We start from the raw sequence: 11,604 nt of genomic DNA, 5'->3' as shown, positions 1-11,604 counted from the left end.
GAAGATCCACAACTATGTCCGACACCAGCTCCCCCACTGCCGCGCTCTCCGCGATCGGCGTCAGCATCTGGCTCGATGACCTCTCGCGCGAACGAATCGCATCCGGTGGGCTCGAGAAGCTCATCGCCGACCGCGACGTCGTCGGGGTCACCACCAACCCGACGATCTTCGCGGCGGCGCTCGCCAAGGGCGAGGCCTACGACGCGCAGGTGGCGCAGCTCGCCGCGGCGGGCACCAGCGTCCAGGACGCGGTCTTCGAGATCACGACCGACGATGTCGCCTCCGCCGCGGACATCTTCGCGCCGGTCTACGCCTCGACGGGCGGACTCGACGGTCGCGTGTCGATCGAAGTGGAGCCGGGTCTGGCCCACGACGCAGCCGGAACGATCGCCGAGGCCAAGAAGCTCTGGGCGAAGGTCGACCGCGCGAACGCGATGATCAAGATCCCGGCGACGATCGAGGGCCTGGAGGCGATTACCGAGGTGATCGGCGCGGGCATCAGCGTCAACGTGACCCTGATCTTCAGCCTCGACCGCCACCGCGCCGTCATCGACGCCTATCTCGCGGGCCTCGAGAAGGCGCACGCGGCCGGGATCGACATCTCGACCATCCACTCCGTGGCCTCCTTCTTCGTGTCGCGCGTCGACACCGAGATCGACAAGCGACTCGACGCCGTCGGCACCGATGACGCGCTCGCACTCAAGAGCAAGGCAGGCGTGGCGAACGCGCAGCTCGCGTACCAGCTGTTCGAGGAGGAGTTCGCGACCGATCGTGCGAAGGCGCTCCTGGCCGCGGGCGGCAACGTTCAGCGGCCGCTCTGGGCGTCGACCGGTGTCAAGGACCCGTCGCTCCCCGACACGCTCTACGTCACCGAGCTCGCGGTCGCCGGCGTCGTGAACACGATGCCCGAGAAGACGCTCGAGGCGACGTTCGATCACGCGCCGCTCCACGGCGACGCGGTCACGGGATCGTATGCCGAGGCTCAGGGCATCCTCGACCAGCTCGCGGCGGTGGGAATCGATTACGACGACGTCACCGCGGTGCTCGAGCGCGAGGGCGTCGAGAAGTTCGTCGTCTCGTGGAACGAACTGCTCGACACCGTGACGGCGGCGCTGGAGGCGGCGAAGTGACCGTTTCGATCGCGGCCACGGGGGCCGCCGCGGAGGCGGTCGAGCGGGTGGTTCCGCAGCTCGTCTCGGACGGGGTCGCCGGCGCCATCACCGCTCAGGACCCGACCCTCTGGGGTGCTGAGGCGGAAGCCGAGGCCGCCATCCGGCTCGGCTGGACCGAGGCCGTCGCCGTGTCGCGGGGCCTGGTCGACGACATCCTCGCGCTGCGCGAGGATCTCGCGGCCAAGGGAGTGACCCGGATCGTTCTCGGCGGAATGGGCGGTTCATCGCTCGCGCCCGAGGTGATCACCCGCACCTACGGTGTCGAGCTGGTCGTGCTCGACTCCACCCACCCGGCCCAGGTCGGCGCCGCCCTCGCGGGCGACCTCGCTCGCACCGCGGTCGTCGTGTCGTCGAAGTCGGGCTCGACGGTCGAAACCGACAGCCACAAGCGCGTCTTCGCCGCCGCATTCGAGGCGGCGGGCATCGACCCGACCGAGCGCATCGTCATCGTGACCGACCCCGGCTCGCCTCTCGACTCCTCGGCTCGTGCGGACGGCTACCGCGTCTTCAATGCGGATCCGAACGTCGGCGGCCGCTACTCGGCGCTGACCGCGTTCGGGCTGGTCCCGTCGGGGCTCGCAGGCGTGGACATCGCCGAGCTCCTCGATGAGGCGGAGGCGGTCAGCCTGGAGCTGGCGCTCGACTCCGAGTCGAACCCGGGACTCGTGCTCGGTGCCGCCATTGCCGGCACCAAGCCGCTCAAGGACAAGCTGGGCATCGTCTCCGACGGCACCCACATCGTCGGCTTCGGCGACTGGGTCGAGCAGCTCATCGCGGAGTCGACCGGCAAGTCCGGCAAGGGAATCCTGCCGGTCGTTCTTGAGAAGGACGCCCCCGAGCTCTCGAGCCTGCCGTCCGATCTGCAGATCGTGCGTCTCGTGAAGGACGCCCGAGCGACCGAAGAGGTCGCCGACGGCGAGATCGAGATCGCGGGAACCCTGGGCGCGCAGCTGCTCGTCTGGGAGTACGCGACCGCTGTCGCCGGGCGTCTGCTCGGCATCGACCCCTTCAACCAGCCCGACGTCGAGTCGGCGAAGGCTGCGGCCCGCGCGCTCATCGACGATCTTCAGCCGCCCGCTGCCCCGGCCTTCACGGACCAGGGCATCGGTGTCCGCGCACTCGAACTCGACCTCGACGGCGTCACCACGGTCGAGGCTGCTCTCGACGCGCTGCTCGCGACGCTGCCGGATGACGGTTACCTGTCGGTTCAGGCCTACCTCGACCGTCCGGCGCATCCGGAGCTCGAGAAGCTTCGCGCACTTCTCTCGGCCCGCACCGGTCGCCCGGTGACGTTCGGATGGGGCCCCCGGTTCCTCCACTCCACCGGTCAGTACCACAAGGGCGGACCCGCCAACGGGGTCTACCTGCAGCTCGTGGATGACCCGTCGGCCGATGCTGACCTCGTGATCCCGGACCGCCCGTTCACCTTCGGCCAGCTCATCCAGGCTCAGTCGGCTGGTGACGCGAGCGTGCTGGCCGACCACGGTCGACCCGTGCTGACACTCGTCGTCGGCGACGTCGTCGCGGCCGGATCCGTGCTTCGCGGCCTGCTCGCGCGATGACCGTCGAGATCCGTCCCGGGGCGAACCCGCTGCGGGTGGCGTCGGATCGCCGCCTCAACCGCATTGCAGGTCCGTCGAGCCTCATCATCTTCGGCGTGACCGGCGACCTGTCGCGCAAGAAGCTCATGCCCGCCGTATACGACCTCGCGAACCGCGGGCTGCTCCCCCCGGGCTTCGCCCTCGTGGGCTTCGCCCGGCGCGACTGGGAAGACCAGGACTTCGAGAAGGTCGTCCACGACGCGGTGAAGCAGTATGCGCGTACCCCCTTCGACGAGGACGTCTGGCGGCAGCTCAAGCAGGGCATCCGCTTCGTGCAGGGCGAGTTCGACGACGACGAGGCGTTCGACCGGTTGACCTCGACGCTTGCCGAGCTCGACGAGAACCGGGGAACGATGGGCAACCACGCGTTCTACCTGTCGATCCCGCCGAAGTCCTTCCCCCTGGTCACCGAGCAGCTGCGGCGCTCGGGGCTCGCCCGGCAGACAGACGGCACCTGGCGCCGTGTCGTGATCGAGAAGCCGTTCGGGCACGACCTCGCCTCCGCACGCGAGCTCAACGACGTGGTGGAATCGGTGTTCCCCGCTGACTCCGTGTTCCGGATCGACCACTACCTCGGCAAGGAGACGGTCCAGAACATCTTGGCGCTCCGATTCGCGAACCAGCTGTACGAGCCCATCTGGAACGCGAACTACGTTGACCACGTGCAGATCACGATGGCCGAGGACATCGGCGTCGGAGGCCGTGCCGGCTACTACGACGGCATCGGTGCCGCCCGTGACGTGATCCAGAACCACCTGCTTCAGCTCCTCGCACTCACCGCGATGGAGGAGCCGGTTTCGTTCGATGCATCCGATCTGCGGGCCGAGAAGGAGAAGGTTCTCTCGGCAGTGAAGCTGCCGAAGGACCTCTCCACCGCGACGGCACGAGGCCAGTACGCCGGTGGATGGCAGGGTGGCGAGAAGGTGCCCGGCTTCCTGGACGAAGACGGCATGAACCCGGAGTCCGTCACCGAGACCTACGCCGCGCTCAAGCTCGAGATCAACACGCGCAGGTGGGCCGGAGTGCCGTTCTATCTGCGTGCGGGAAAGCGCCTCGGGCGTCGAGTGACCGAGATCGCCGTCGTCTTCAAGCGTGCTCCTCAATACCTCTTCGCCGAGTCGCAGACGTCCGCTCTCGGTCAGAACGCGCTCGTGATCCGTGTGCAGCCGGATGAGGGCGTCACGATCCGTTTCGGGTCGAAGGTGCCGGGCGCCGGTATGCAGGTGCGCGACGTGACGATGGACTTCGGTTACGGGCACGCCTTCACCGAGGCGAGCCCCGAGGCCTACGAGCGACTGATTCTCGACGTGCTTCTCGGAGACCCGCCGCTGTTCCCTCGCCACGAGGAGGTCGAGCTCAGCTGGAAGATCCTCGACCCGATCGAGGACTACTGGGCGACGCTCGGACAGCCGGAGCAGTACAAGCCGGGTACCTGGGGTCCCGATTCCGCCGACGAGCTGCTGGCACGCGACGGACGCATCTGGCGTCGTCCCTGATCTGGAGAGAATCGTGATCGTCGATCTGCCCGACACCACTACGAGCGCGCTGTCGAAGGCGCTCGTGAAGATCCGCGAAGAGGGCGGCGCTGTTGCCCTCGGTCGTGTGCTGACCCTCATCATCGCGACTCCGTTGGGCGAGGAGGAGGAGGCCATCGAGGCCGCTAACGACGCCTCGCGTGAACATCCGATGCGTGTGATCGTGCTGTCCCGTCGCCCCGAGAAGGACGGATCCGACGAGGCACCCCGCCTCGACGGCCAGATCCGGGTCGGAGGCGACGCCGGCGCAAGCGAGGTCATCGTCCTTCGTGCCTACGGGGACGCCGCGTCCGACGAGGAGGGGCTCGTCACGAGCCTGCTGCTGCCGGACGCTCCCGTGGTCGTCTGGTGGCCGAGCGAGGGGCCCGCGGCTCCGAGCGTCTCGGCTCTCGGGCGCATCGCGCAGCGACGGATCACGGATGCCGCCTCGGCCGAGGATCCGGTGGCGGCGCTTGCGCTCCTGGGGCGCGGGTACCAGCCGGGCGACACCGACTTCGCGTGGACCCGTCTGACCCTCTGGCGCGCTCAGCTCGCTGCCGTGCTCGATCAACCCCCCTACGAGCCGGTCACCGCCGTGACGGTGTCGGGTGCGGCGGACTCCCCCTCGACGGAATTGCTCGCCGCCTGGCTGCGGCTGCAGCTGCAGGTTCCGGTCTCGCTCGAGATCACGAAGCCGGCCCTCGGCTCGAGTGGCATTCACGGGGTTCGTCTGGAGCGTGCAAGCGGAGCTGTCGAGCTCGAGCGCACCATGCCGAACGTCGCGACGCTTGTTCAGCCGAACCAGCCCACGCACGACATCTCGCTCCCCCGGCGCAGCCTCCGCGACTGCCTCGCGGAGGAATTGCGTAGGCTCGATCCCGACGACCTCTTCGGAGAAGTCGTCCAGAAGGGGCTCGCGCTGCTCGAGAACACCGAGACAGCCGCACCCGAAGGGAAGTGACCAGCGTGACCGAACGACGCGTACGGGTCTACGACGACAAGGCCGAACTCGCGGCGGCGGTCGCGATGCGGTTCATCAAGCGCATGCGCGAGACCCTCGACGAGAAGGATCACGCGCACGTCGTTCTGACGGGCGGCTCCATGGGAGAGAACGTGCTCACCGCAGTGCGTGAGGACAAGGACGTCGACAAGGTCGACTGGTCGCGGATCACCTTCTGGTGGGGCGACGAGCGCTACCTTCCGTCCGGAGATCCGGAGCGCAATGAGACCCAGTCGCGCCGTGCGCTGCTCGACGCGTTGGAGCTCTCCCCCGGCCAGGTGAAGGCCTTCCCCGCCGTCGGTGAGCACGCGACGATCGAGGAGGCTGCCGCGTCGTACGCCGCTGATCTCGCGGCCGCGGCGCCGGAGGGCGCCCGCACCCCGGTCTTCGACCTCACGTTCCTCGGGGTCGGGCCCGACGGTCACGTCGCGTCATTGTTCCCGGACCACGACGCCGTGCGCGACACGGAGAGTGTGGTGCTTCCGGAGACCGACTCTCCGAAGCCCCCGCCCGAGCGACTGACGTTGACGCTTCCCGTGATCAACGCATCCGAGCGCGTGTGGCTTGTGATGGCAGGCCCCGACAAGGCGGGAGCTCTGGGGCTCGCCCTGGCCGACGCGAACCCCAACGACGTTCCCGTCGCGGGTGTTCAGGGACGCAAGCGCACGGTCTTCTTCGTAGATCGGGAAGCGGCTGCCGAGGTTCCGGACAACCTGCTCATCCACGAGCGCTTCTGGACCGCCGCGCACGACGTCCAGAGCTGAGGCACTCAGGCCGTCGGCCTGCCGCTCAGCGACCGATTCAGGCGGTGCCGCGACGCGTGCGCAGCTGGTGCAGCGCATCCTCGAGGATTTGCGCCGCCTCCTCATCGCTGCGCCGCTCCTTCACGTACGCGAGGTGCGTCTTGTAGGGCTCGGTCTTCTGAAGCTCCGGCGGATTCGACTTGTCACGACCGGCGGGAAGACCCGTGGTCGGGCTGTCGATGACGTCGGGGATCTCCTCGTCGGGGAGGTTTGCCGCGAAATAGCGGACCGTTTCGTTGCCCTTCGCGTCCCAGTACGAGATCGCAACCCGGTCTGCGTGGTAGCCCCGGTCCTGTTCTCCCATCGGTCCCGATCCGACGCGGGATCCGCGGATGGCGCTGCCGCCCGATGCCATGGTGTCTCCTCGTGGTGGTGGGGTGGTAAGGGTGGTGGTTCTCGCGGGCGTCAGGCGACGCCGACGCCGAACTTGGTGAGAAGGCCGAGGACCACGATCGAGAAGAACCACACCAGGCCGAGAGCGACCGTGATGCGGTTGAGGTTGCGCTCGGCAACTCCCGACGCGCCGAGGTTGCTCGTGACGCCACCGCCGAACATGTCCGACAGCCCGCCGCCCCGCCCGCGGTGCAGGAGGATCAGAAGGGTCAGCAGAAGACTGGTGATGCCGAGCACGATCTGGAATGCGACCTGCACGATCGACCAGAGAACGTCCATGAAAAGCCTTTCGGGTCGGCTGAAGAGCCGAGGATCAGTATAGGCGAGGCCCGCCGGGATGGTGTCAGAGCGTGCCGACGTGGCTCTTGAACCGGACGATGCTCGCGAACTCTTCGAGCTGCAGGCTCGCACCCCCGACGAGCGCGCCGTCGACGTCCGGCTCCTTGAGGAAGCCCGCGATGTTCGCCGCCTTCACGGATCCGCCGTAGAGGATGCGGGTGGCGGCCGCGGCCTCGTCGCCGAGCACCTCGACGAGCAACTCGCGCAGCGCCGCACACACCTGTTGCGCCTGAGCGCTCGTGGCGGCCTGTCCCGATCCGATCGCCCAGACGGGTTCGTAGGCGACGACAATCTCCTGGCCGCGAACCGCGCCTTCGAGAGCGGTGCGCAGCTGCGCGACCGGGACGGCGCTCGGACCGTGCTCTTCAAGATCCTCGGCCGTCTCGCCGACGCAGATCACCGGGACGATCCCGTGGCGATGCGCCGCCGCGACCTTCTCTGAGATGAGCTCGTCGGTCTCACCGTGGTACTGCCGGCGCTCGGAGTGCCCGATGATCACGTACGCCGCATCCAGTGCAGCGAGGAAAGCACCCGAGATCTCTCCCGTGTAGGCACCTGAGTCGTGCGCCGAGAGGTCCTGCCCACCGAAGCGGATCTGCAGGTCGTCCGCCGTGACCAGGGTCTGCACCGAGCGAAGATCCGTGAACGGCGGGAAGACCGCGACCTCGACATCGCCGAAGTCGTGGTTGGCGTCACGGAGCGTCCACGCGAGCTTCTGCACGAACGCGATCGACTGCAAGTGGTCGAGGTTCATCTTCCAGTTGCCGGCGATGAACGGAATGCGGGTATCGCCCGTTGTCACTGCCATCCGAGGACCTCCAGTCCGGGAAGCTTCTTGCCCTCGAGGAACTCGAGGCTCGCGCCCCCGCCCGTCGAGACATGGCCGAATTGGGCGTCAGCGAAGCCCAGCTGCCGGATCGCTGCGGCGGAGTCTCCCCCGCCGACGACGCCGAGGCCGTCGACCTCGGTGAGGGCCTCGGCGACCGCGCGCGTGCCGCCCGCGAAGGACGGGAACTCGAACACACCCATCGGGCCGTTCCAGAAAACGGTCTTCGACCCGCGGACGCGTTCTGCGAACGCTGCCGCGGTGTCGGGACCGATGTCGAGGCCGATGCCGCTCGCTCCGTAGGGAGTGTCCTCGATCGCGTCAGCCGGGGTCACGACGTGGTCAGCGTCGGCCGCGAAGCCGGAAGCGACCACGACGTCCGTCGGGAGCACGAGATCCACACCGCGCTCCTCGGCTTCCGCCAGATAGCCGCGCACGGTCTCGAGCTGATCGGATTCGAGAAGGCTCGATGCGACCCGATGCCCCTGCGCGGCGAGGAAGGTGAACAGCATCCCGCCGCCGATGAGAAGCGCGTCGACTCGCGGCAGCAGGTGACCGATGACGCCCAGCTTGTCGGAGACCTTCGAACCGCCGAGAACCACCGTGTAAGGGTGCTCGGGCGACTCGGTCAGCCGGTCGAGCACGTCCAGCTCGGCGGCAATCAGGTGACCCGCGGCACTCGGCAGCGAGGAGACGAGGTCGTAGACGCTCGCCTGCTTGCGGTGCACGACACCGAATCCGTCCGAGACGACGACATCGCCGAGGGCCGCGAGTTCGGCCGCGAACGCGGCGCGCTCCTCATCGGACTTCGAGGTCTCGCCCGGGTGGAACCGGAGGTTCTCGAGGAGGACCACACCAGGGGTAGGGGCCTGCTCGACCACGCCGGCCGCCGTCTCACCGATGGTCTCGGGCGAAAACGCGACGTCGACGCCCAAGAGCTCCCCCAGGCGCACCGCGACCGGCGCGAGGGAGTACTTGGGATCGGGTGCGCCCTCCGGGCGACCGAGGTGGCTCATCACGACCACTTTGGCGCCGCGCGCGAGCAGATCCTGGATCGTCGGCACCGACGCACGAACACGTCCGTCGTCGGTGATGACGCCGTCCTTGAGCGGGACGTTCAGGTCGCAGCGAAGAAGCACGACCTTTCCCGCGAGACCTTCCTCGCCGAGTGAGTCGGCGAGGCTCTCGATCGTCCGGAGGGTCATCGCGCTCAGAGGCGCTCTGCGACGTACTCGGTGAGGTCCACGAGACGGTTCGAGTACCCCCACTCGTTGTCGTACCAGGACGACAGCTTGACCTGGTCGCCGATGACGCGGAGGAGACCGGCGTCGAAGATCGACGAGTGCGGGTCGGTGACGATGTCGCTCGAGACGATCTCGTCCTCGGTGTACTTGAGGATGCCCTTGAGCTTGCCCTCGGCGGCCTCCTTGTAGACGGCCTTGATCTCGTCGACGCTCGCCGACTTGGAGGCGGTCACGGTGAGGTCGGTGATCGAGCCGGTGGGGACCGGAACGCGCAGGGCGAAGCCGTCGAGCTTGCCGACGAGCTCCGGCAGCACGAGGCCGATCGCCTTGGCGGCACCGGTCGAGGTCGGGACGATGTTGACGGCGGCCGCACGTGCACGACGAAGGTCGCTGTGCGGGCCGTCCTGCAGGTTCTGGTCGGCCGTGTAGGCGTGAACCGTGGTCATGAGACCGCGCTCGATCCCGAAGTTGTCGTTGAAGACCTTCGCCAGCGGGGCGAGGCAGTTCGTCGTGCAGGAGGCGTTCGAGATGATGTGGTGAGCCGCGGGGTCGTAGCTGTCCTCGTTCACACCCATCACGAAGGTCGCGTCTTCGCCGGTCGCGGGCGCGGAGATGAGCACCTTCTTCGCGCCGCCGCCGTCGATGTGCTTGCGCGCGTCGGCCGCCTTCGTGAAGCGACCGGTCGACTCGATGACGATGTCGACGCCGTAGTCGGACCACGGAAGCGCCTCGGGGTCGCGCTCGGCGAACACCCGGATGGACGTGCCGTCGACGACGATGTGCTCGTCGTCGTACTCGACGTCGGCGCCCAGGCGACCCGTGATCGAGTCGTACTTCAGCAGGTGGGCGAGCGTCTTGTTGTCGGTGAGGTCGTTGACCGCGACGATCTCGAGGTCGCTGCCCTGGGCGAGGGCGGCGCGGAAGTAGTTGCGACCGATACGACCGAAGCCGTTGATGCCGATCCGGACGGACACATTGTCTCCTAGCTGCGTGCGCGAAGCGCGATATGCGATGGAAAGGTGGAGGCGGCCGGGATCGATGAGATCCCGGCCGCGATGCCGATTACGACAGTAGCAGGAGGCCCGCAGCGCTCGAACGCGCGGCCTCGAAGCGAGCGGAGGCGTCGGCCCAGTTGGCGATGTTCCAGAACGCCTTCACGTAGTCCGCCTTGACGTTCACGTAGTCGAGGTAGAACGCGTGCTCCCACATGTCGAGCTGCAGGATCGGGGTGATGCCGAGCGGGGTGTTGTTCTGCTGGTCGTAGAGCTGGTGGATGAGCAGGCGCGACCCGATCGGGTCCCAGGCGAGAACCGCCCAACCCGACCCCTGCAGGCTGTTGGCCGCGGCGCTGAAGTGCCCGACGAATGCGTCGAACGAGCCGAAGAACTCGTCGATCGCGGCCGCGAGCTCGCCGGTGGGCTTGTCGCCGCCCTCCGGGGAGAGGTTCTTCCAGAAGATCGAGTGGTTGACGTGCCCGCCGAGGTGGAAGGCGAGGTCCTTTTCGAGCTTCGGCACGTTCGTGAAGTCACCCGACTCGCGCGCTTCGGCGAGCTTCTCGAGCGCGGTGTTCGCGCCCGCGACGTAGGCCGCGTGGTGCTTGGAGTGGTGCAGCTCCATGATCCGGGCGCTGATGTGCGGCTCGAGAGCTGCGTAGTCGTAGGACAGCTCCGGGAGCGTGTAGACGGCCATGGTTCTCCTTCTTTCCTTCTTGGGGTCTGGGGGTCAGTCCTCGAACTCGGGCGGGAGGTTGGCATCGGTGCCTTCCACCCCGAGTTCGACGGCCCGCTTGTCGGCCATCGCGAGCAGTCGACGGATGCGGCCCGCGACGGCGTCCTTCGTCATCGGCGGATCGGCGAAGTGACCGAGCTCGTCGAGGCTCGCGTCGCGATGCCCGAGCCGGAGCTCGCCCGCGTAGCGCAGATGGACGGGGACCTCGTCGCCGAGGATCTCGAGTGCTCGCTCGACGCGTGCACAGGCCGCAACCGCCGCCTGTGCGGAGCGTCGGAGGTTCGCGTCGTCGAAGTTCACGAGCCGGTTCGCCGTCGCGCGGACCTCCTTGCGCTGGCGCAGCTCCTCCCACGCGGTGACGGCCTTGTCGGCGCCCATGAGGCGCAGCATCGCGGCGATCGCCTCGCCCTCGCGGATGACGACACGGTGCACGCCGCGCACCTCGCGCGCCTTCGCGGAGACCTGGAGCCGGCCCGCCGCGCCGACGAGAGCCATCGCGGCCTCATTGCCGGGGCAGGTCACCTCGAGGGCGGCCGAACGGCCGGGGTCGGTGAGGGAGCCGCGGGCGAGGAACGCGCCGCGCCAGATGGCGGCGAGATCGTCGCGGGAGCCCGTGGTGAGTCGGTTCGGCAGACCGCGGACGGGCCGACGGCGGGCATCCAGGAGGCCCGTCTGGCGAGCGAGCGTCTCTCCCCCGTCGACCACGCGGACGACATAGCTGACGCTCTTGTTCGGCCCGCCGGCTCCGATGACCTTGCCCTCGGAGCGGACGCCGTACAGCTCTGCGAGATCGCGGCGGACGCGCTGCGCCACCGCCTGGGTGTCGAGCTCCGCCTCGACCGCGATGCGACCGGAGATGATGTGGAGGCCGCCGGAGAAGCGAAGCAGAGCCGCCAGCTCGGCCGCGCGGATGCTGGTCTTGCCGACCTCGACGACGACGAGTTCTTCCTTGACGTCCGCCGTCAGTGCCACACGCTCATCCCT

Annotated in this window: 12 protein-coding genes; 5 read left to right on the top strand and 7 right to left on the bottom strand. The window is 68.2% G+C overall.

Annotation, left to right across the window (positions count from 1 at the left end; all coding sequences use genetic code 11):
• The first annotated feature begins 14 nt into the window (after nucleotides 1–14).
• From tal to pgl, 5 genes are read left to right on the top strand one after another with little or no spacing between them, the layout of a single operon-like run.
• Nucleotides 15–1,130, top strand: a complete 1,116-nt coding sequence (gene tal / locus FVQ89_RS12340) for a transaldolase (RefSeq protein WP_147902221.1) — start codon at nucleotides 15–17, stop codon at nucleotides 1,128–1,130.
• Complete coding sequence (locus FVQ89_RS12335; RefSeq protein WP_147902220.1) at nucleotides 1,127–2,734, top strand: glucose-6-phosphate isomerase; 1,608 nt, start codon at nucleotides 1,127–1,129, stop codon at nucleotides 2,732–2,734. The genes tal and FVQ89_RS12335 overlap by 4 nt, the downstream gene beginning before the upstream one ends.
• The gene (gene zwf, locus FVQ89_RS12330; RefSeq protein ID WP_147902219.1) at nucleotides 2,731–4,269 is read left to right on the top strand and encodes a glucose-6-phosphate dehydrogenase; all 1,539 of its coding nucleotides are present in this window, start codon (nucleotides 2,731–2,733) and stop codon (nucleotides 4,267–4,269) included. The genes FVQ89_RS12335 and zwf overlap by 4 nt, the downstream gene beginning before the upstream one ends.
• A gap of 13 nt (nucleotides 4,270–4,282) precedes the next feature.
• Nucleotides 4,283–5,248 carry a glucose-6-phosphate dehydrogenase assembly protein OpcA gene (locus tag FVQ89_RS12325; RefSeq protein WP_147902218.1) on the top strand — a complete coding sequence of 322 codons (966 nt, stop codon included), beginning with the start codon at nucleotides 4,283–4,285 and terminating at the stop codon, nucleotides 5,246–5,248.
• A 5-nt stretch (nucleotides 5,249–5,253) separates the two neighbouring features.
• Nucleotides 5,254–6,051 (top strand): 6-phosphogluconolactonase, encoded by a 798-nt coding sequence (pgl, locus tag FVQ89_RS12320; RefSeq protein WP_147902217.1) that lies wholly within the window; start codon nucleotides 5,254–5,256, stop codon nucleotides 6,049–6,051.
• Between the two features lie 37 nt (nucleotides 6,052–6,088).
• Here the strand turns inward: pgl and FVQ89_RS12315 are convergent, their stop codons facing one another.
• The 7 genes from FVQ89_RS12315 to whiA form a co-directional block, all read right to left on the bottom strand.
• Nucleotides 6,089–6,445, bottom strand: coding sequence for an RNA polymerase-binding protein RbpA (locus FVQ89_RS12315; RefSeq protein ID WP_147902216.1), 357 nt, complete (start codon nucleotides 6,443–6,445; stop codon nucleotides 6,089–6,091).
• Between the two features lie 50 nt (nucleotides 6,446–6,495).
• Nucleotides 6,496–6,762 carry a preprotein translocase subunit SecG gene (gene secG, locus FVQ89_RS12310; RefSeq protein WP_147902215.1) on the bottom strand — a complete coding sequence of 89 codons (267 nt, stop codon included), beginning with the start codon at nucleotides 6,760–6,762 and terminating at the stop codon, nucleotides 6,496–6,498.
• A 64-nt stretch (nucleotides 6,763–6,826) separates the two neighbouring features.
• Nucleotides 6,827–7,630 carry a triose-phosphate isomerase gene (gene tpiA / locus FVQ89_RS12305; RefSeq protein ID WP_147902214.1) on the bottom strand — a complete coding sequence of 268 codons (804 nt, stop codon included), beginning with the start codon at nucleotides 7,628–7,630 and terminating at the stop codon, nucleotides 6,827–6,829.
• On the bottom strand, nucleotides 7,621–8,853 hold the full coding sequence (gene pgk, locus FVQ89_RS12300; protein WP_147902213.1) for a phosphoglycerate kinase: 1,233 nt from the start codon (nucleotides 8,851–8,853) through the stop codon (nucleotides 7,621–7,623). Before pgk ends, tpiA begins: the two co-directional genes overlap by 10 nt.
• Nucleotides 8,854–8,858: 5 nt before the next feature.
• The gene (gene gap, locus FVQ89_RS12295; protein WP_147902212.1) at nucleotides 8,859–9,866 is read right to left on the bottom strand and encodes a type I glyceraldehyde-3-phosphate dehydrogenase; all 1,008 of its coding nucleotides are present in this window, start codon (nucleotides 9,864–9,866) and stop codon (nucleotides 8,859–8,861) included.
• Nucleotides 9,867–9,954: 88 nt separating this feature from the next.
• A complete protein-coding gene (locus FVQ89_RS12290; protein WP_147902211.1) occupies nucleotides 9,955–10,581 on the bottom strand; it encodes a superoxide dismutase in 627 nt (208 codons plus the stop codon).
• Between the two features lie 33 nt (nucleotides 10,582–10,614).
• On the bottom strand, nucleotides 10,615–11,592 hold the full coding sequence (whiA, locus tag FVQ89_RS12285) for a DNA-binding protein WhiA (protein ID WP_147902210.1): 978 nt from the start codon (nucleotides 11,590–11,592) through the stop codon (nucleotides 10,615–10,617).
• Between the last annotated feature and the right edge of the window lie 12 nt (nucleotides 11,593–11,604).

It is taken from the genome of Homoserinibacter sp. GY 40078 (assembly GCF_008017545.1).
Taxonomy (GTDB): Bacteria; Actinomycetota; Actinomycetes; order Actinomycetales; family Microbacteriaceae; genus Homoserinibacter.
The sequence above is the reverse complement of the archived record's forward strand: the minus strand, read 5'-3'. Positions and strand labels throughout refer to the sequence as shown.

Excerpts from the sequence above, each read along its gene's own strand:
- tal (WP_147902221.1), top strand. The coding sequence starts at position 15 with ATGTCCGACACCAGCTCCCCCACTGCCGCGCTCTCCGCGATCGGCGTC.
- zwf (WP_147902219.1), top strand. The coding sequence starts at position 2,731 with ATGACCGTCGAGATCCGTCCCGGGGCGAACCCGCTGCGGGTGGCGTCG.
- FVQ89_RS12315 (WP_147902216.1), bottom strand. The coding sequence starts at position 6,445 with ATGGCATCGGGCGGCAGCGCCATCCGCGGATCCCGCGTCGGATCGGGA.
- secG (WP_147902215.1), bottom strand. The coding sequence starts at position 6,762 with ATGGACGTTCTCTGGTCGATCGTGCAGGTCGCATTCCAGATCGTGCTC.
- tpiA (WP_147902214.1), bottom strand. The coding sequence starts at position 7,630 with ATGGCAGTGACAACGGGCGATACCCGCATTCCGTTCATCGCCGGCAAC.
- pgk (WP_147902213.1), bottom strand. The coding sequence starts at position 8,853 with ATGACCCTCCGGACGATCGAGAGCCTCGCCGACTCACTCGGCGAGGAA.
- FVQ89_RS12290 (WP_147902211.1), bottom strand. The coding sequence starts at position 10,581 with ATGGCCGTCTACACGCTCCCGGAGCTGTCCTACGACTACGCAGCTCTC.